This is a genomic window from Moorella mulderi DSM 14980, from assembly GCF_001594015.1.
GTDB classification, from domain to species: Bacteria; Bacillota; DSM-521; order Neomoorellales; family Neomoorellaceae; genus Neomoorella; species Neomoorella mulderi.
Genome location: NZ_LTBC01000004.1, coordinates 37,312 through 57,021, shown reverse-complemented (window position 1 = coordinate 57,021; position 19,710 = coordinate 37,312). Strand labels below are relative to the sequence as shown.

General features: G+C 55.9%; 19 protein-coding genes. 1 reads left to right on the top strand and 18 read right to left on the bottom strand.

The features are described from left to right. Window positions 1–15 precede the first annotated feature (15 nt). From cas8a1 to MOMUL_RS07335, 5 genes are all read right to left on the bottom strand, one after another. Window positions 16–1,479, bottom strand: a complete 1,464-nt coding sequence (cas8a1, locus tag MOMUL_RS07355; protein WP_062283506.1) for a type I-B CRISPR-associated protein Cas8b1/Cst1 — start codon at window positions 1,477–1,479, stop codon at window positions 16–18. 3 nt (window positions 1,480–1,482) lie between these two features. Beyond that, complete coding sequence (locus tag MOMUL_RS07350) at window positions 1,483–2,163, bottom strand: CRISPR-associated endoribonuclease Cas6 (protein ID WP_062283504.1); 681 nt, start codon at window positions 2,161–2,163, stop codon at window positions 1,483–1,485. A gap of 293 nt (window positions 2,164–2,456) precedes the next feature. Continuing rightward, a complete protein-coding gene (hydG, locus tag MOMUL_RS07345; RefSeq protein WP_084785535.1) occupies window positions 2,457–3,860 on the bottom strand; it encodes a [FeFe] hydrogenase H-cluster radical SAM maturase HydG in 1,404 nt (467 codons plus the stop codon). A 161-nt stretch (window positions 3,861–4,021) separates the two neighbouring features. Further along, window positions 4,022–5,077 carry a [FeFe] hydrogenase H-cluster radical SAM maturase HydE gene (gene hydE, locus MOMUL_RS07340; protein ID WP_062283502.1) on the bottom strand — a complete coding sequence of 352 codons (1,056 nt, stop codon included), beginning with the start codon at window positions 5,075–5,077 and terminating at the stop codon, window positions 4,022–4,024. Window positions 5,078–5,233: 156 nt separating this feature from the next. After that, window positions 5,234–5,488, bottom strand: coding sequence for a TM1266 family iron-only hydrogenase system putative regulator (locus tag MOMUL_RS07335; protein ID WP_062283797.1), 255 nt, complete (start codon window positions 5,486–5,488; stop codon window positions 5,234–5,236). A gap of 346 nt (window positions 5,489–5,834) precedes the next feature. Between MOMUL_RS07335 and MOMUL_RS07330 the strand changes: the two genes are divergently transcribed. Further along, entirely contained in the window at window positions 5,835–6,245 is a 411-nt protein-coding gene (locus MOMUL_RS07330; RefSeq protein ID WP_062283499.1) for a hypothetical protein, read from the top strand. 52 nt (window positions 6,246–6,297) lie between these two features. Here the strand turns inward: MOMUL_RS07330 and MOMUL_RS07325 are convergent, their stop codons facing one another. From MOMUL_RS07325 to infC, 13 genes are all read right to left on the bottom strand, one after another. Beyond that, window positions 6,298–7,383: a 6-phosphofructokinase gene (locus MOMUL_RS07325; protein WP_062283497.1), complete on the bottom strand. Its 1,086-nt coding sequence runs from the start codon at window positions 7,381–7,383 to the stop codon at window positions 6,298–6,300. A 105-nt stretch (window positions 7,384–7,488) separates the two neighbouring features. Further along, window positions 7,489–9,357 carry a DNA polymerase/3'-5' exonuclease PolX gene (locus tag MOMUL_RS07320; protein WP_062283495.1) on the bottom strand — a complete coding sequence of 623 codons (1,869 nt, stop codon included), beginning with the start codon at window positions 9,355–9,357 and terminating at the stop codon, window positions 7,489–7,491. Next, window positions 9,354–9,629: a cell division protein ZapA gene (locus MOMUL_RS07315; protein ID WP_062283493.1), complete on the bottom strand. Its 276-nt coding sequence runs from the start codon at window positions 9,627–9,629 to the stop codon at window positions 9,354–9,356. Before MOMUL_RS07315 ends, MOMUL_RS07320 begins: the two co-directional genes overlap by 4 nt. A gap of 87 nt (window positions 9,630–9,716) precedes the next feature. Beyond that, a complete protein-coding gene (pheT, locus tag MOMUL_RS07310; protein WP_062283490.1) occupies window positions 9,717–12,128 on the bottom strand; it encodes a phenylalanine--tRNA ligase subunit beta in 2,412 nt (803 codons plus the stop codon). A 14-nt stretch (window positions 12,129–12,142) separates the two neighbouring features. Beyond that, entirely contained in the window at window positions 12,143–13,165 is a 1,023-nt protein-coding gene (pheS, locus tag MOMUL_RS07305; protein WP_062283794.1) for a phenylalanine--tRNA ligase subunit alpha, read from the bottom strand. Window positions 13,166–13,709: 544 nt separating this feature from the next. After that, window positions 13,710–14,090: a hypothetical protein gene (locus MOMUL_RS07295; RefSeq protein ID WP_062283484.1), complete on the bottom strand. Its 381-nt coding sequence runs from the start codon at window positions 14,088–14,090 to the stop codon at window positions 13,710–13,712. 166 nt (window positions 14,091–14,256) lie between these two features. Then, window positions 14,257–14,871, bottom strand: coding sequence for an apolipoprotein A1/A4/E family protein (locus MOMUL_RS07290; protein ID WP_169802180.1), 615 nt, complete (start codon window positions 14,869–14,871; stop codon window positions 14,257–14,259). Window positions 14,872–14,912: 41 nt separating this feature from the next. Continuing rightward, window positions 14,913–15,758 carry a TrmH family RNA methyltransferase gene (locus MOMUL_RS07285; RefSeq protein ID WP_062283479.1) on the bottom strand — a complete coding sequence of 282 codons (846 nt, stop codon included), beginning with the start codon at window positions 15,756–15,758 and terminating at the stop codon, window positions 14,913–14,915. A 147-nt stretch (window positions 15,759–15,905) separates the two neighbouring features. After that, window positions 15,906–16,553: a potassium channel family protein gene (locus tag MOMUL_RS07280; RefSeq protein ID WP_062283791.1), complete on the bottom strand. Its 648-nt coding sequence runs from the start codon at window positions 16,551–16,553 to the stop codon at window positions 15,906–15,908. Between the two features lie 13 nt (window positions 16,554–16,566). After that, window positions 16,567–17,859 carry a TrkH family potassium uptake protein gene (locus tag MOMUL_RS07275; RefSeq protein WP_062283476.1) on the bottom strand — a complete coding sequence of 431 codons (1,293 nt, stop codon included), beginning with the start codon at window positions 17,857–17,859 and terminating at the stop codon, window positions 16,567–16,569. 185 nt (window positions 17,860–18,044) lie between these two features. Continuing rightward, window positions 18,045–18,410: a 50S ribosomal protein L20 gene (gene rplT / locus MOMUL_RS07270; RefSeq protein WP_054937732.1), complete on the bottom strand. Its 366-nt coding sequence runs from the start codon at window positions 18,408–18,410 to the stop codon at window positions 18,045–18,047. Window positions 18,411–18,425: 15 nt separating this feature from the next. Then, window positions 18,426–18,626 (bottom strand): 50S ribosomal protein L35, encoded by a 201-nt coding sequence (rpmI, locus tag MOMUL_RS07265; RefSeq protein ID WP_054937731.1) that lies wholly within the window; start codon window positions 18,624–18,626, stop codon window positions 18,426–18,428. Between the two features lie 25 nt (window positions 18,627–18,651). Next, a complete protein-coding gene (gene infC, locus MOMUL_RS07260; RefSeq protein WP_236713033.1) occupies window positions 18,652–19,149 on the bottom strand; it encodes a translation initiation factor IF-3 in 498 nt (165 codons plus the stop codon). Between the last annotated feature and the right edge of the window lie 561 nt (window positions 19,150–19,710).

The window sequence follows — 19,710 nt, the reverse complement described above, 5'->3', positions numbered from 1 at the left end:
CTTTCTTTAAGCCGTTTAATCGTTTTCTCCTTGTGGTTCGTCGTTTTCGTTTGCCTTCAACCCGGCGATAAAGGTATAAATACCGGTTTTAAACAGCTCGCTGTCGCTGGTGGCAAACAGGCTGGCCAGGGAGGCAGGAAATTGTTTATTGTCGCCGCTGGTAAGGTAAAGCCTTAAAAGCAGGTGATAAACTTCAGTCTTCTTGTTCAACCTGGTCAATTCCAGCAAACGGTAAACCAAATTCTTGTCAAGATTGCTGTTGAGGTCTACCGGCGCCTCAGCGGCTGCCGCCTGGATTGCTTTTAAGTTAAGATAACCCATGCTTGTCCCCCCTTCGTTCCTGGCTAATTGCTGCCGGATCGTATAATAAAGGTGGATAAGATTAATCACCGGCGCGACGTTAGTTACATCCTTGTAGACAACTTCCGGATCTTTCTCGTTGTTGCCCCCTTTGAGCAGAGCCCGCAGGGACTTGTAAATCACAGTGGGCAGGTAATCAAAACGCTCCCGGAGGATAATCTCCCATATCCTGTCATTAGCAATTTGCCCTATTAAGGAGGATACCCGGGGTATCAGGAGCAGGTGGGCCAGCTGGGCCGAAATAGGATAATATTCCACGCTGTCCTGCGTAAAGATCAGCAATTCCATGTTTTGCAGGCCCCAGCTGCCCACTGCCCGTCTTAATTGCCGGTCGTATTGCATGGCGCTTAAGAGGGTTTTATGGCCGATTCTCCCTGTTCTCCCGGTAAGGAGCCGGTTCAAGTGCCAGTTTACCAGGAGGGAATCGGAATTAATAAAAAATTTGTTCTTGCTTACTAGATGAAAACATAGGAAATAGGATCGACATTGCTTGCACATAATTAAATCAGGCCTGGTGTCCCAAAAAAGGTTGGGAAAAACGGCCGGGCTATTACCCAGATGGATTGAAAGGGAACGGGTAAAGGAGGTTTCGTAAACACTTCCATCCAAATCCGGGTTACATTGTCGACCACAAAAACTGCAGCTAAGGGAAGGATCTCTTGCTTCTTCAAGGGCAAACCAGTTATTAATAAAGCTCAGTTTCTTGGTTAAATCCCATGTTAGCTGGGCCAGGTTAGGGTAATTAGCGTTCTTATGGAAAAGGCTCCGGGCTACCGTCTCAATTTTTTCTACTTCATTTAAAGACTTACCCCTGTCTTCTTTGCGCATAAAACCCATATCATAGCTCTTCTCCACCCACCACCAGCCGATTCTTTTCAATGCCGGTAATTCCCCCGGTACTTCGCGAAAGACGTAGCCGTCGGGGAAAGGAGTACCCCGGGGCTTAAAGGCTGCATCCATGAGGTTGCCGGGGATAACAGCCCGGCCGTCCTCCCGGAGGATTTTGCCGGCTACAATTTCCTCTCCCTTTTCGCCAAGGCCGTAAGCCAGCACTTCGAGGAAACCTTGAACACAGGCATTGTAGTACCAGGAAGCCGGGTAAATCTCTATGTCCTGCATGGCTTAATCGCCCACCTCCAGAAGCCCGAAGCCCTGCCCCGTTCTAATCCCCAGACCGAAATCGTAGAGAAATTGCAGCGTTTCCGGGGTGCTCTTTAAATGGATACGGCCCTGAAGGGTTGTTAACTGCCCTCCGTAATGGAAGCATACTCCCTTGTGATAGCCTGGAGGGCCTAAGACTTTAACCGGGCTAACACGGGGGTGATAATCCAGGTGATATTGCTGAATTAAAAAACTATACCGCTTATAAAGGTGGGTGTTAATTGCTTCCTCCAATTCCCCCACATCAGAACCGTCGACATAATGCCGCACTCCTCTAAAGACAGCGTGGCCGGCAATCCGGAACTCCTGCTCGCCGGTTTGAATCTTCTTTAACGGCAGGAGATAGATGTCCTTGAGATACAACCCCAGCACCGTTTCCCGGCCTTTCATAGCAATGGCGCCGTTGCTAAATATGGTCATGACGTCAAAAAGGCCGGTAGAAATGGTCACGAGGATGGGCGGCCTGGCCGTTATTTCCCTTTGCCGGGTATCAATGTTGATAATTTTGCTGAATTCTACTGAAAAGACATACGGGCTGTACCCTGGTTTCTCGACGGTAAAACGTGCGGCCAGGGCAGAGGTACCGGCCAGGGTTTTAATTAATGAAATAAAGTAGCGACGAAAGTCGAGGGGAAGGACCATTGGTCGCCCCCTCCCCTCTTCGCCTGGTTGAAGGACGATGCGTAAACGCAGCCTGATCACCACCTGCAGGATGTTCTCTCTTCAGAGCCTCCCAAGCCATACGCAATTTTTTTATGAACCGGTTTCTATAAGGAATTCTGCAGAAAAAAGGAATTTCCTGCCGATATATAAAAATTATTCCTTGCAATGGCCATAGCAACCGGCACCCAAAGGCTGGGCCGTTTATCTCCACCCATGATAAAACCCCCTGCCCTGAAGGACGGGGGTTAAAGCGCCGGATGGGGGTAGCGGCACTAGAAATACAAATCCCTTTCGCCGCCGGCGATGCGCTCCAGGCGGCGTTCGGTTTCAGCCCGGATGGCCGGGCTGGGTATCTGGGCCAGGTGTTCCCTGATAGCAGCTTCCCCTGCTTCCCGGGTAGCCGGTCCGGCGTAGTCCAGCAGGTATTCTTTAAAGGTCAGGATGGCGTTGGGCTGGCATACATGCTGGATCTCGCCGGTTTTGGCCAGGGCCATGAAGCGGTCACCGGTACGCCCGCGGCGGTAACAGGCCGTGCAGTAGCTGGGGAGATACCCCCGCTGGCACAGATCACGGATTACTTCATCTGGGTGGCGGTGGTCGCCGATTTCAAACTGGGGCACGTCGTCGCTGTTTTCAGTATAATAGCGACCGTAACCGCCGACACCGGTGCAGGAGCCGGCGCTGAGCTGGGAAATCCCCAGGGCCAGGAGTTCAGCCCGGAGCTCCGGCGTCTCGCGCGTGGAAACGATCATGCCGGTATAGGGCACGGCCAGGCGGATGATGGCTACCAGCTTCTTGAAATCGTCGTCGTTAACTAGATATGGGAAATTCTCCAGGTTAATGCCATACGCCGGCCGCAGGCGTGGTACGGAGATGGTATGAGGCCCGACGCCGAAGGTTTGCTCCAGGTGGCGGGCATGGTAGAGCAGGCCCATCACCTCAAATTTATAATCGTAAAGGCCGAAGAGGACCCCCAGGCCAACGTCGTCGATGCCACCTTCCATGGCCCGGTCCATAGCCGTGGTGTGCCAGTCATAATCAGCTTTGGGACCGCTGGGATGCATGTAGGCGTAAGTCGGCCGGTGGTAGGTTTCCTGGAAAAGAATATAGGTGCCGATGCCGGCTTCTTTGAGCCGGCGGTAAGCATCCACAGTGGTGGCGGCAATGTTGACGTTCACCCGGCGGATATTACCATTGGCCTCGGTAATGTGATAGACGCGGTTGATAACATCCAGAACGTAGTCCAGGGGGCAATGGACCGGGTCTTCCCCGGCTTCCAGGGCCAGGCGTTTATGCCCCAGGGACTCTAAAATGCGTACCTCCCGCTCCAGTTCCGCCGGTTCCAGGCGGCGGCGTTCAAATTTGTTTTCCCGCCGGTAGCCGCAGTAGCGGCAGTTATTAACACAGTAGTCGCTGAAGTAGAGGGGGGCAAAGAGGACCATGCGCCGGCCGTAGATCTTTTCTTTTATTTCCCGGGCGGCGGCAAATATCTGCCGGCGCACGCCCGCGTCGTCATTCTGGAGCAAAACGGCCACCTCGTAGGGCTCCAGGCCCTTTGCTTCCCGGGCCTTTTCGACGATGCGGGCAGCCTCATCCCTGGTGGCCCGTTTGGCTTCTTCCAGGTAACCTTCTATCTCTTCATGCTTGATAAAATCGGCATGATAACCGTGCTGCATGGACATTTCCTCCATTCATATTTAATAATACTTAAGCCTTTATCCGGGTTCTCCCCCGCTTTCTCTCCGCTTTCACTCCGTTTTATGGGCTGGAAAGGAGAAACCGGTGGAAGAGCTCAGGGGGAAAGGTTAATAAAATAGCCCTGAGATGTTCATACCATTCACTGGACCGGTAACGGCTTCAACGTGTGTCCCGGTCCCCGCCCCAGCCGCCGCCCTAAAGCGCGTACCATGCCCTCCAGGCAGTGGCGGCAATCTTCCGGGCCTTCGTTGACGCAAATCTTATTGGGGTATATCTGGTAATCAGCCCGGTAGCGGGTCGGGGTCAGGTTAGGCATGATGACGTTCGCCCCCCGCTGCAGGGCCAGCTGGCGCCCGTTGGGGGCCAGGGTGCCCACCGCGGTGGTAGCCGGCAGGTGGGCATAGGGGATAACCAGCCGGGCGGTAGCCACCACCCGGTAGGTCAGGTCTAAGCTCCCCGCCGGTTCCCCGCCCAGGGGCGTTGCCGGGTGGGGGATAAAGGGGCCCAAACCTGCCATTTCCACGTCCAGCTGCCGCAGGAGAATTAAATCATCGGCCAGGTCGGCCAGGGTCTGGCCCGGCAGGCCGATGATGTTGCCGGAACCCACCTGGTAACCCAGTTCCCGCAGCCACTGGAGGCACCGGAGGCGTTCCTGCCAGCTCATACCGGGGTGGAGGCGGGCGTAGAGATCGGCGTTGGCCGTCTCATGCTTTAAAAGGTAGCGGTCGGCCCCGGCCTCCCGCCACATGGCGTATTCATCCCTGGTCCTCTCCCCGACGCATAAGGTTACGGCTACTCCCAGCTTTTTTATTTCCCTTATTATCTCAGCCAGCATCGGGCCTGTATACCAGGGGTCTTCCCCCGACTGGAGGACGATGGTGCCATAACCCAGTTCCGCCCCCCGCCTGGCCGCAGCGATGATTTCTTCCGGCATCAGGCGGTATCGCTGTAACTTCGCGTTATCAGCCCGCAGGCCGCAGTAATAACAGTGACGGCGGCAGTAATTGGAAAACTCAATGACGCCGCGCAGGTGGACCTCGTCCCCGGCCACCCGGGCGCGAACGCTATCAGCCAGCCGGTAGAGGGCCTCTTCTTCGGCGCCGGGAGCTGCGGCCAGCAAATTTATAATGTCTTCCCTGGTGAGTTCTTCCCCGGCAGCCGCTCTTTCTAAACTGGCGGCAAATTCCGTTCGCACAGCCTACCTCTCCTCCACCGTCATTGATACGGAACCCATTCTCAAAGCCGCAGGTCCGGCTAAAACCTGCTTGATAAACCCGGCGCGCCCCTTCCTCCTCTTTAACCGTCAGAGGCAGACAGCATGCCGCCTAAGCCGGATACCCGGGCGCACCCGTTACTTCTCTTTCCCCGTCAGGGCCGCCCGTACTTTAACCCCCGGAAGGCTGCCCAGCTTTCCCGTCAGGGCGCCGATGGTATCGGTGGTGCCGTCGACAATCAAAGCTATAACGGCCACGCCCCGCTCCCGGTAGGGAATACCCATGCGGCCGACGATACAGTGACCGTAATCGCTTAAAATAGCATTGACCCTGGCAGCAATATGTTCGCGATTTTCAATTACTATGCCCACAACTCCCAGGCGGTTTTCCACCGTCATACTCCTTCCCCAAACAAGGCTGCACCGGAAAGTTCCCAATGCATCTAAACCAAAAAACGCCTGCCAGCCTGAATAATCAGCCGGCAAGCGTTAAAAATTAACCCTCATGCCAATTCCCCCTCCCTTGAGGTTCAGGTTGCCCCTTGCCGCAGGATTAGCTTTTACACCCTCCCGCACCGGCGTTTTAAACCCGTACGGTCAGGTTTGTTCTAGATCTATTTTGCACGATTAGCAACAAAATTGCAAGTTAATTTTTCAGCCCGGACCTGGAAGGAATTTTTTACCCGGCGGAGAAATTATATCCTTTAAAAGATAACCCTGAGAAAGGAAAGTGAATTATATGGAAGAAATCTTAAAACAGCTCCTTCAGGGACAGGAAGAAATCAAAAAGACATTACAACAGCATACCGAAACTCTGCAGCAGCATACTGAAATTCTGCAGCAGCATACAGAAATTCTGCAGCAGCATACTGAAATTCTACAGCAGCATACCGAAACTCTGCAGCAGCACAGCAAACAGTTAGACTATCTGGAACAAAGAATGATTAAAATCGAAAACCGCCTGGATAACGAACTGCTGCCGAAAATCAACGTCCTGTTTGACGCTTTTGAGCTGCGGGGGGATGAGATTGCCAAACTCCAAAAACACCTGGATGAACGGCTCGATATAATCGCCCTGGATGTTAATTACCTGCTGGGCAAAACCGCCCGCCAGGAAACTGCTATCATGGAATTAAGACGGGCTAAGTAAAGGAAATAACCGGAACAGAAAAAAGAAGACCGGGTTGTCAACGAAAATGCCGCTAATCATCTCCAAAGCTGATTCCTATAGCCCGGGCGGTGGCCAGGAGCTCGTGATCTAAAGGTATGATCCGGGGTTTGCCGACAGCTTCTTCCAGGGTAACATAAGAAATGGTGTTGCCCTGCAGGCAGACCATGACCCCGTGGATACCTTTGACGGCCAGCTCTGCTGCCGCCACGCCGAAGCGGGTGGCCAGTACCCGGTCGTAGGACGACGGCGAACCGCCCCGCTGGATATGGCCCAGGACGGTCACCCGGGTTTCAATGCCGCTCTTTTCTTCGATTAACTTCCCTACCAGCTGGCCGATGCCGCCCAGGCGCACCCTCTCCACGCTGCCTTCCACCCGGCGCTGGACCACCAGTTCGCCCTCCGGCGACTTGACCCCCTCAGCGACAACGACGATGCTGAAAGGTTTACCTTCCGCCCGGCGGGCTTCTATTTTTTTCAGCACCCCTTCTATACGCCAGGGTATTTCCGGTATCAGGATAACATCGGCCCCGCCGGCCAGGCCGCTGTACAAGGCAATCCAGCCGGCATAGCGGCCCATAAGTTCCAGGACCATGACCCGGTGATGGGATTCGGCCGTGGTATGCAGCTTATCCAGGGCCTCGGTTGCCGTCCTGACCGCCGTGTCGAAGCCGAAGGTCTGATCGGTGGCCGCCAGGTCGTTGTCGATGGTTTTGGGAATGCCGATCACCCGCGCCCCCTTGGCCTTGAAATCCCTGGCCCCGGCCAGGGTGCCGTCGCCGCCCACTACCAGCAGCACTTCGATGCCCATTTGCTCCAGGCGCGCCACGGCCTTATCCGACATATCACGGTAAGTAACCTCACCGTTTTCTTTGACGGGAAAATAAAAGGGATTGCTGCGGTTATTGGTCCCCAGGATGGTGCCGCCCCGGTGGAGGAGACCCGAAATGACCGGCGGCTCCAGTTTGATATAACGCCCTTCTACCACCCCGGTATAGCCGTCCAGGAAACCAATCATTTCGTAACCATGGCTACAGGCAGTCTTCGTAGCCGCCCGGATGACGGCATTGAGGCCGGGGCAGTCGCCGCCCCCGGTAAGGATGCCTAAACGCTTGGGCAAGGTTATTGCTCCCTTCGTTTTTTTATCATGTTAGCAATTCAGCGGCCTGGATGCAAGGGACAGGTATAAGTCCTTAAAGAAACTGCAGGGATATGGCCGCATGTTTTATCTGTTTCGCTTCAGCCTGGCCAGCAACCGTTCCAGTTCCCAGGTGTTGACTACATTCTCCGGTTCCAGCCAGCCGCGCCGGGCGGTGAGGACGCCGTATTCCATGTCTGCCAGGCGGTTAGGGTCATGGGCGTCGGTATTAATGGCTATGGGCACGCCGTATTCTCTGGCCAGGCGAACGGCCGTATCATTTAAATCCAGCCGGTCGGGGCTGGCATTGATCTCCAGGATAGTACCCGTGGCAGCGGCCAGTTCAATAATCCTGCCCACATCTACCAGATAGGGCCGGCGCCGGCCCAGCATGCGCCCGGTGGGGTGCCCCAGGATGTCCACGTAGGGGTGGCGCAGGGCCGCCTCCAGCCTGGCCATCACCTGCTCTTCTTCCTGGCGGAAGCCGGAATGGATCGAGGCGATGACCAGGTCAAATTCCTTTAAAACGTCGTCTTCATAATCCAGGCGGCCGTCGGCCAGGATGTCGACTTCGATGCCGGCCAGGATGGTGATGCCTTCCAGTTCTTCATTCAGCCGGGCAATCTCCTCGCGCTGGGCCTTTAACTGCTCGACGCTCAGGCCCCTGGCCACCACCAGGGAGCGGGAGTGATCGGTAATGGCAATATACTGGTACCCCCTGGCCTGCGCCGCTGCGGCCATGGCAGCAATGGTTGCCACCCCGTCGCTGTAGCGGGTGTGCATATGGAGGTCGCCGCGAATGTCCGCCAGGGTAATTAACCGCGGCAGCTCACCCCTCAGGGCGGCTTCTATTTCCCCGCGGTCCTCGCGCAACTCCGGCACAATGTAAGGCAAGCCCAGGCGCCGGTAAAAAAAGGAATCCCCTGCTTCCCCACCGTTTGGAGCTATCTGATAGCTGTAATTCACAACGAAGCTGTCATCAATGACCCCTTCCTTCCAGGGCGCAAGCTTGCCGGAGGAGATGCCGTCCCCGGCGGAGATGGCAGGCTGGTCCTCCTGGCCTGCGGCCAGGACAGCCTTCTCTTCGGCTAACCAGCGCGGGGTAGCGAGGCCCAGATCAGCCACGCCCAGGCCCCGGCTGGCAGCCAGGCTTATTAGCCGCCGGCGGTGGGCCTTTGATCCCGTGGCATAAAACATGGTGACCGCAAAGTCCCCCGGTGGAACCAGGATGATTTCAATTTTCACGCCCAGGGTTGTCCGCAAGGAAAGGCGGTCCGGCTCGCTGGCCAGCACTTCCTTCACCTGGGGGTGCCGGGTCATGACGTCTGCTACCTGGTTACCGGGCTGCACGGCTACCACCAGGTCAACATCGCCCACCATCTCGCAACCGCGCCGGACGCTGCCGGCTATGGCCACTCTTTCAACTCCCGGTATGAGGAGAATCTGGTCCCGCAAGAGCATGGCCAGGGGCCGGGCTACCCCCAGGGGCACCTGTTCCCGTACTTCCTTTAACATTTCCACGCCCCGTAAGATGGCCAATTCCGTCTTGCTGCCCATGCCGGGCAGGGTCCTGATGCGCTTCTCCCGGGCCGCCGTCTCCAGCTCTTCCAGGGTGGTAATACCCAGGGCCTGGTGAATCTGGCGTATAGAGCGACTCCCCAGGCCGGGGATGGCCAGCATTTCCCTCAAGCCCGGCGGTACTTCCCGCCGCAAATTCTCAAGGAAGGTAGACCGGCCCGTAGTTAACAGTTCGGCGATTTTTTTGGCCAGGTTCTTGCCCACCCCGGGAATCTCTTCCAGGGCATCCCGGGCATAAAGGGCGGCCGCCTCTTCTTCCAGGTTTTCCAGGGCCCGGGCGGCGCGGTGATAGGCGCGCACTTTAAAGGGTTCTTCCCCCTTTAATTCCAGCAAGTCGCCCATTTCCGTCAAAGCCCAGGCAAGCTCCAGGTTGGTCAACCCCGTTTTTCCTCCTGTATCAATTTTACCAGGGTATCGTAATCCTGCTGGACTTTATAGAGTTCATCGGCAATATTCAGGGCCGCCAGCACGGCCACCTTTACCGGGGGATAATGGGGGAACTTCTGGCTGACCTGGCGCATCTTTTTGTCTACATAAGACGCCAGCATCTGGATATATTCCGGCGCTTCCCCCTTGACAATATAATCCTGCCCATTGATGTTGACAGTGGTCCGGTCCTGTGCCGGGATCTGCCGCTCGGCCTGGGGCAAGTTTAATCCCTCCTTCTTGCCAGGTAGTATTTTCTACCTTTTTCGCTTCCGGGCGGTAAAATCCTTCTGGCTGCAAAACAATATATTTTATTGCCGCAGGGTGGCGCCCAGGCGTTCCTCCAGGGCCTTTTGTATCCTTTCCTGGGCGGCATTGACCTCAGCATCCGTCAGGGTCCGGTCCGGCAGCTGGTAAACCAGGGTATAAGCCAGGCTTTTGTAACCTTCAGGGATGGGAGCCCCCTGGTAGACATCAAAGAGGGTACAACTTTTGAGCAGGTGGCCGCCTGCCTCCTTGATAACTTCTTCTACCGCTGCCGCCGGGAGATTATCCCCTACCACCACCGCCAGGTCCCTTTCCACGGCGGGGAAACGGGGTAAAGGCTCGTAACCTAATTGCCTCTGGTTCAGGGTACCGGCCTGGTCCCAGTCCAGTTCGAAGACACAGGCCCTGGATGGTAGATCAAAAGCCGCCAGGACGTCCGGGTGCAGTTCGCCTAAGAATCCCAGGCTTAACTCTCCGGCCTTGATAGTTGCCGCCCGGCCGGGATGGAGGAAGGGATAAGCAGTGGCTGCTTCCCAGGTGATGGCTTTGATTCTTAACCTGGCCAGGATATTTTCCACTATGCCTTTAAGATAAAAGAAATCCATCTCAACCGCCGGCCAGTTCCAGCCGCGGCCGGTAGTCCCCATGACCAGCCCGCCCAGGCGTAAGGGCTCTGCCGGTAACTGCCGCCCTGAGGGAATAAATACCCGGCCCAGTTCATAAATGGCCACCGGCAGCACCCGGCGGCTGGCATTGCGGCCGGCCACCTCCAGCAAACCGGGTAAGAGGGAGGGCCGCATGATACTCTGCTCATCCCTCAAGGGGTTCTGGATTTTTACCGCCTGCCGCCAGGGGTGACCGGGGGGTAGCAGCAACTGGTCCAGGACGCGGGGACCGATAAAGCTGTAGGTAACGACTTCCGCCAGCCCGGCCGTTGCCGCCGCCTCCCGGCCGGCTTCCTCCCAGCGCTGGGCCGGGGTCTGCTTTTCCCGGGCGGTGATATTCCCCGGCAGGGTCACCGGGATGTTATCATAGCCGTACAGCCGGGCAATTTCTTCCACCAGGTCGATTTCCCGGGTCAGGTCGCCCCGGTAGGCCGGAACAGTTACCTGGAAAGGCCCTTCCCCGCTGACTTCCAGGCGGAGGCGCTCCAGGAGTTCCTTCATGGCCGCCGGCGTAAGGGTAGTCCCCAGGAGGTAGTTTACCCGTTCCGGTCTTAAAAGTATAGTTACCGGCCGGCGCTTCCTTACATAGCAATCCAACCGGCCCCGGGCCACACTACCGCCGGCCAGTTCTGCCATGAGCTGGGCCGCCCGGTCGGCAGCTGCGGCTGCCCCTTCCAGGTTGACACCCCGTTCAAAGCGGGTCGAGGCTTCCGAGCGCAGGCTCAGCTTCCGGGAGGTACGGCGAATGGAAGCGCCGTCAAAATGAGCGGATTCTATCAGAATGTTGGTTGTCTCCGGGGTAACCTCCGTCTCCAGCCCGCCCATGACGCCGGCCACGGCCACAGGCCGGGCAGCGTCGGCAATGACCAGCATTTCCGGGTCCAGTTCCCGCTCCACATCATCCAGGGTTTTTATTTTCTCCCCTGCTTCGGCCCGGCGGACGATAATGCGGTGCTGCTGCAGGAGGTCGTAATCAAAGGCGTGTAAAGGCTGGCCCATTTCCAGCATGACAAAGTTGGTGATATCCACCACGTTATTAATCGGCCGCATGCCGGCGGCCCGCAGGCAGGCCTGGAGCCACCCGGGAGAGGGGCCGGTGCGCACCCCGCTCACCAGGCGGGCCACATAACGGGCGCACAGGTCGGGAGCTTCAATTTCCACGGCCGCGAGATCCTCAATGCGCCGCTCGTCTTCCCGGACGGCAATTTCCGGCAGGCGTAAAGGTGCACCGGTAAGGGCCGCTACTTCCCGCGCGACGCCCAGGATGCTCAGGCAGTCGGCCCTGTTGGGAGTAAGTTCCAGAACCAGGACGACATCATTGAGCCCCAGGACCTCAGCTGCATCAGCACCCAGGGGAGCATCCGGCGGCAGGGTAATGATCCCTTCCCGGTCGGCCGGGGAAATGAGGCTGACATCCAGACCCAGTTCCTGGGCCGAGCAGAGCATGCCTTCGGAGGCCACGCCGCGGAAGGTGGCCCGGCGTATCTCCTTCCCTGCCGGTAACCGCGCTCCCTCCAGGGCCACGGCCACCGTCTGGCCGGCGTACACATTGGGCGCCCCTGTTACCAGCTGGAGTTCCCGGCCGGCATCAACCCGGCAGATGACCAGGTGCTCAGCATTGGGGTGGGGGGCGATAGTCTTGATCCTCCCGGCCACCACCCCTTGAAAATCCGGGGCCAGGCTTTCTATGTTTTCCACCGCCAGGCCGGCCATGGTAAGTTTTTCCGCCAGCTCTTCCGGCGGCAGGTCAATGTCGACATACTGCTTCAGCCATTTATAGGGTACACGCATGTGAGGTCACTCCTTCAAAACTGCCTTAAAAAGCGCAGGTCGTTTTCATAGAAGAGGCGCAGGTCGTCAACGCCGTACTTCAGCATGGCCACCCGGTCTACCCCGAGGCCAAAGGCAAAGCCGCTCACCTCTTCCGGGTCGTAGCCGGACATGCTTAAAACCCGGGGGTGGACCATGCCGCAGCCCAGGATTTCCAGCCAGCCGGTGTGGCCACATACCCGGCAGCCGCTGCCGCCGCACATGACACAGGACATATCAACCTCGGCGCTGGGCTCGGTGAAGGGGAAGTAACTGGGCCGGAAACGCACGTGGACCTGGTCGCCAAACATCTGCTTGATAAAGGCCATCAAGGTTCCCTTCAGTTCGCCAAAGGTTACCCGCTTATCCACCAGCAGGCCTTCTACCTGGAAAAACATGGGCGAGTGGGTGGCGTCATCGTCACGCCGGTAAACCTTGCCCGGCGCGATAATGCGGATGGGAACCTGGGGACGCCGGGCTTCCATGACCCGCGCCTGGACAGGGGAGGTATGGGTGCGGAGCAGGACGTCCTCGGTGATATAAAAGGAATCCTGCATATCCCGGGCCGGGTGTTCTTTAGGAAGATTCAAGGCCTCAAAGTTGTAATAATCGCTCTCCACTTCCGGGCCTTCGGCCACGTCAAAACCCAGGCCCATAAAAATGGCTTTGATTTCATTCAAGGTCTGGTACAGGGGGTGGCGGTAACCCCGGGGAACCGGCCGACCCGGCAGGGTCACGTCGATGGCCTCCGCCCGGAGACGCGCGGCCTGTTCCCGGCGGGAAAGGCCCTCTTTAGCATCCTGGAGGGCTTTTTCCAGCTCCTCCCGGACCTGGTTGGCCAGCTGCCCAACCCGCGGGCGCTCTTCAGGCGGGAGTTTCCCCATGCCCCTTAATACCCCGGTCAATTCCCCTTTCTTCCCCAAGTACTGGATCCTGATAGCCTCCAGTTCTTCGCTGCTGGTAGCAGCCGCCACCCGGGCCAGGGCTGCCTCCCTAATAGCTGCAATAGTTTTTAGCATCTCCATCACCCCAAGTATGGCAAAATAAAAAGCCTTCGCCCCTTCGGGACGAAAGCTTAAAAAATATCCTCTTACCACCCCAAGTCTACCGGCACCATCATGCCGTTCCCCTCTAACGGCGGGAACACCGGCACAGCCTACTTTTTCATTTCAGCCTGCTGCTCCTGGGCGAACTTCACACGGCCTTTCCCCGGCAGCGCTTCCAGTCAACGACGCCGCCTCCCTGTGGGTTCCGTACCGGCTACTTTGCCCATTCATGGCATTTAGACGCTTATCATTTTTTACCTACTGCGTAACCAGCCTGCGGTAAATAATGTAGGCAGCAATGGAACCTGTTTTTTCAAATAGCCTCCAAAAGAACTCCGCCGACAGGAACACCCTATCACGACCTTTCCAGGAGCTTTTGGGGGTAACCTCAGGGTTAATTATAGCATAGCCCCACTGGCCGTGACAAGGCAAAATAAGGTTTTGAGCGCCCCAAGCCATGTCTCTCTTATTGACCATGAAGCCGGCTTTATGGCACCCAATAGTCCATCTTAGTATCTTAGCTACCAATCTTCACCTGGGCTCCTTCTTTTAAACGGAAAGCAGGAATGATTAAGCCTAAAACCACACCCGCCATTGCACCTATCCCAAGTGCCATAAAGGCGGCCGTCCAGCCAAGGGAAGAGCTGATTGAGGTAACCGCAAATGGAGCAATAACAGCACCGCTAATCCCAACCAAAATGATCAAACCGAAAAGTTTACCCGCGATTTCTGGATTTTTAAGCATATCTGTTGGCAAAGCTCCAATTGATGCATTGGTGAGGGGAACACCCCATCCGGCCAGTATCGCCATTAAAAGGAGGGGGGCGTAACCCATTTTAGCAACTGCTGGAAAGAGGACAGTTGATACACCTGCTATAAGAAAACCCGGTATAGCCATAATATAAGCGCTCTCCAATTCTCCGACGAATAACTAGTGCCGAAAATGTGCCGGATTTTTAATGTAGGTCTAAAAGGGCTAGGTGGGTTGTAACTATAAACTTGCAAAATAAAAAGGGGGCAGGTGAACTGCCGTCCCCTTCAAAGTTAAAACACTATCACCCTCATCACTTGTACAGCAAAGTTGCTATGGTCCCGATAAAACCTACAGCAATGGTAATTACGGCGCTGATAGCCCAGAATCTGAGGTTACCAAGCTTGTCATCCAATGTATCAATACGATTGCTTAATTTACCGTCAATAGCATCGATACGCTGGCCCAACTTATGTTCAACTTCTTCGATGCACCCGCTCAGCTTTTCCTCTACAGTGTCAATACGCTGGCTCAGCATTTGCTCGACCGCGTCAATACGCTGGCTCAGCTTTTGCTCCACCGCGTCAATACGCTGGCTCAGCATTTGCTCCACCGTGTCAATACGCTGGCTCAGCATTTGCTCCACCGTGTCAATACGCTGACTCAGTTTTTGCTCCACCGTGTCAATACGCTGGCTCAGCTTTTGCTCCACCGTGTCAATACGCTGATTCAGCTTTTGCTCCACCGCGTCAATACGCTGGCTCAGCTTTTGCTCCACCGCGCTGATGCGTTCCCCGGACTTTTGATCCCCATCCCGGATTTCTTTCGTCAATTTTTCATCGAGCCGGTCTAAACGCTGTAAAAGAAAGAAAAATTCCGGTGAAGCCAGGGTGCGTGGCGGTTCATTTGTAGCTGCTATTTCTCGCAAGCTCTCTTCCGGCATGGCGCTCACCCGCCTTCACCTCCATTCTAACCATAAGTTTTTCTTAAATCAACAGTATAAATTAAATCTTGTCGCTGCCGGAGAGCTTCATAAAGGAGGAGGGCCGCCGCTACGGCGGCGTTCAAGGACTCCACCGGGCCGACCAGGGGAATGCCCACGCGGGCCGTAGCTGCGGCCAGCAATTCCCTTCCCGGACCATGGTTCTCGCTGCCCACGGCCAGGGCCAGGGGGGGCCTTAAGTCCGCCTGCCAGAAAACTAAAGGCGCGCTGACGTCGGCCACTACCAGCTTTATCCCGCAAGCTTCCAATTCCCGCACCAGGGTAGCTGGCTCCACGCCGCTAACCACCGGCAGCTTAAAGGTGGCACCCATGGCCGCCCGGACTACCTTGGGGTTAAAGGGGTCAACGCTGCCGCGGGTTAAAATCAGTCCCGTAGCTCCCGCTCCAAGGGCAGTCCGCCAGATGGTCCCCAGATTCCCCGGATCCTGCAATCCGGCGGCCACCATTAGCAAAGGAGAAGGCCGGCTCAGGAGTCTTGTCAGGGAACTTGCCTGGAAGGGGGCTATAGCCACCACTCCCGGCGGCGTCACGGTCGTGCTGATGGCCTGCATCAATTCCTCCGTCACCGCCAGGCAGCGGTAGCCAGCCTCCTGTAGGGCGGCTACCAGCTGCTCCCCCCGCGGGGCAGCAAGAATTTGCGGGCTGTACAAAACAACTTCCAGGGGTATCCCGGCCTGCAGGGCTTCCTCCAGCAGGTGAATCCCTTCAATGAGGTAAAGACCTTTTTTCTCCCGGCCGGAGCGTTCCCGGAGGGATCGGGCCAGCTTAACGTAGCGGTTGGCTGGTGAAGTAATTAGTCCGGCCTGCTTCATTGCCGTTTCCACCTTCTACGAAATGCTACCTTAACTCCTCCGGCGGCAGAACTTCACCTCTAGCCCCTGATCCGTTAACCCAGGAGTTACCTAATTAAAGCGGAGCAAAGCAGCGGAAGGATGCCGCCGTCCAGGCGCCTAGCCTGTTTAACTCTCCTGCAGCCTTTCCAGGGCTTTGTTCCGGCCTACCAGTACCATGATATCGCCTTCTTCCACCACATCATCGGCGCCAGGTGCGGCTAGGATTTTATCGTTGCGTTTGATAGCCATAACGCTGACACCGTGCTGGGCGCGTAAATTCAGCTGTCCCAGGGTCTTACCCGCCACCCTGGCCGGGGCCACAATCTCCACAATGCTGTACTCCGGCGAAAGGTCGATATGCTCCAGGACGTTGCCGGAAACAAGGGTATGGGCGACCCTGATTCCCATATCCCGCTCCGGATAAACGACTTTATCGGCACCGATTTTCGCCAGGACTTTACCGTGCAGGTCGTTCAGGGCCTTGGCGACCACGCACTTGATGCCCATTTCCTTGACGATTAAAGTGACCAGGATATTAGCCTCGACATTTTCCCCAATGGCCACAATGGCCACGTCCACATTGCGAATGCCCGCCGCCTTCAGGGCTTCCTCATCGCGGGCATCAGCCTGGATGGCCGTAGTGACCTCGTTCATGAGGGCTTCCACCTTGGCCTCGTCGCTATCAATGGCAATTACCTGGTGGCCCATACGGGCCAGGGTGCGGGCCACGCTGGACCCGAAACGCCCCAGGCCAATGACGGCAAACTGTTTCACAGCCCTGCCTCCTTTAGCCAACAATAATCCTCTCCTCAGGATAATGTTTTATTCCCTGGCGGCCCAGGCGCTGGGCAATGGCAAAGGCCAGGGTCAAGGGCCCTACCCGGCCGGTAAACATGGTAGCGGTAATAAGCAATTTGCCAGTTGTTGTCAGTTTCGGCGTCAGCCCCATGGAAAGGCCGACGGTGCCAAAGGCTGAGGTTACTTCAAAGAGTACCATTTGCAAATCTGCCTGTTCGGTAATTAATAAAATGCCAGTTACGGTAACTACCAGGAGCAGGGAAACAGCAGCAATGGCCAGGGCCTTTAAGACTGTACCCCGGGGTAACCGCCGGCCAAATACCTCAATATCAACGTTACCCCGGATAATGGTCCAGACAGCCACGGCAATGGCCGCAAAGGTAGTTGTCTTGATACCGCCGCCGGTCGACCCCGGCGAAGCACCGATAAACATCAGGATGGTGATAAAGAGCAGGGTTACCGGCCTTAAGTCGCCGATTACGAGGGTATTAAACCCGGCCGTCCGCGGTGTCACGGCCTGGAAGTATGAGGCCAGGATCTTTTCTCCTAGAGGCAAAGGCGCCAGGCTTTTCGTGTTAGTATACTCCAGGAGAAAGATAATTACTGTAGCCGTAACGATTAGCAAAAGGGTGGTACGAATGACGATCTTGCTGTGCAGGGAGAGCCGCTTCCAGGAACGTTTGGTATAAATATCAGCTACGACGCTGAAACCCAGACCTCCAAAGATAATTAGCAAGGTAATAACCATGTTGACCAGTAAATCGCCCCGGTAATCAACCAGGCTCTTGGAAAAAAGATCAAAGCCAGCGTTGCAGAAAGCGGAGACGGCATGGAAGATACCAAAATAAATGGCCTGTCCCAGGGGCATCTGGCTGCTGAAACGGATACTTAAAAGCAACGCCCCCAGGCCTTCAGCAAACAGGGTAAAAATGAGGACATACTTGCTCAGGCGCACGACCCCTTCTACCGTCAGCTGGTTCATGGCTTCCTGCATGACCAGCCTTTCCTTCAGGGTGATACGCTTGCCCAGGAGCAGGGCGACCAGGGTAGATAGGGTCATAAAACCCAGGCCGCCGGTTTGAATTAAAGCAAGAATAACCAGTTCACCAAATAAAGAATAAGTGGTCTGGGTATCAACTGTTACCAGACCGGTCACGGCCGTGGCCGAGGTGGCCGTGAACAGGGCATCAATGACCGCCACTGGTTGCCCGCTCTGGCTGGCAATAGGGAGGCTTAAGAGGAGCGTGCCGGTGGCGATAACCACCCCGAAGCCAAGGGCCATAATCTGGGGTGGCCGCAGGCGAAAAGGCCATTCCCGAACGATACTCGTACTCTTTCACCTTCTATAATATAGTGTAGAAAAGCATCTTCCCCTATTATTATAGCCGGCCCGGCCCTTGTCAAGCAGGATATAAGTGAAAAAGGCCGGCCAGTTTTGCCAACTGGCTGGCCTACCACCCTGTTTCTTTAGGCGCCGAGGCCTAGCTTTTCTTTCGCCATATTCACCAGGCGGTTGAAACCTGCCACGTCATTCACCGCCATGTCGGCCAGCATCTTGCGGTTAACTTCCACGCCGGCCTTTTTCAAACCGTTAATCAAGCGGCTGTAAGTAAGGCCCTGCAGCCTGGCTGCGGCATTAATGCGGGCAATCCACAACTTGCGAAAGTCGCCTTTGCGCTGCCGCCGGTGGGCGTAAGCATAGGCGAGGGATTTCAATACCTGTTCGTTGGCCGGGCGGAATAATTTGGACTTGGCGCCAAAGTAGCCCTTAGCCAGCTTCAAGATCTTTTTATGGCGCTGGTGCTTGGTCACACCACGTTTCACACGGGCCATTTTCCCTACCTCCCTCTAAGCCTGATAAGGCAAGAGCCTGGCTATGCGCTTGCGATCGGTGATATCAATTAAGGCAGGCTGGCGCAAACGCCTCTTGCGCTTGGGTGCTTTCCCCGCCAGCAGATGGCTTTTATAAGCCCTAGCTCGTTTTACTTTTCCCGAGGCTGTGACGCGGAACCTCTTGGCCGCGCCGCGGTGGGTTTTCATTTTGGGCATAGTATCACCTCGAATAATTTTTCCCTTAAGCTTTAGGGGCCAGAATCATAACCATATTGCGCCCCTCTACTTTGGGCGGTTTTTCAATGGAGGCAAGGTCTGCCACCTGGTCGGCCAGGCGCTGGCACAGCTTCATCCCGAGGTCGGCATGGGCAATCTCCCGGCCGCGGAACATAATGGTCACCTTAACCTTATCGCCATCCTCCAGAAAGCGGATGGCATTGCGCGCTTTGACCTGGAAGTCATGCTCTTCTATGTTGGGCCGCAGCTTTACCTCTTTAATGTTTATTATGCGCTGCTTTTTCCTGGCCTCGCGCTCCCGCTTGCTCTGCTCATATTTATATTTGCCAAAATCCATAATGCGGCAAACCGGCGGGCGCGCTGTCGGCGCTACTTCTACCAGGTCCAGGCCCTGTTCCTGGGCGATGCGCAGGGCATCGCGCGTCGGCATAATCCCCAGTTGCTGCCCATCAACGCCAACCAGGCGCACTTCCCGGGTCCGGATTTCTCCATTGACCCTCAAATCCTTGCTGATAATGCGTCACCTCCAACTAGATTTACCGCCCAGTCAAAGACCTCCATGATTGAGAAGTGGGTACCCCAGTTTCTCAAAAATTTAAGCGGGTGGATTCCACCCGCCAAAAACAGACCTTTTCCTGGGCAAACCTTACTGGCCGCAGGCCGTAAGGTGAGAAGCGGATGGCTTCTACTTCCTGGGAAAGTATAACATAGAGGTGTGCTGGCGTCAATAAGTCTATAGAGATTGTCAAAGTAAAATTACTGTAGGATAGGTCTCAAGCAAGAAGGAAGAAAAGGCCAAAGTAACGAAATAAGACCTCACTGTCTAAAGACGGAGCCTTATGCCTATAAGGCATAACGACTCCAAAACCTGAACTCGGCCAATACCATCGAATCGGCCAATGTCCACATTCGCATTAACTGCCGCAACGTTAAGAGGGGGCAAAACGGCGAGCAGATACTTCCTGGATGGCAGCTTCTTATCTCTAGGCCGAAAAAGGTTTCCACCAAATTAACGGCTATCGTGACCTGCAAAAAGTTGTTGCAAAGAGCTTAAAAATCCTAA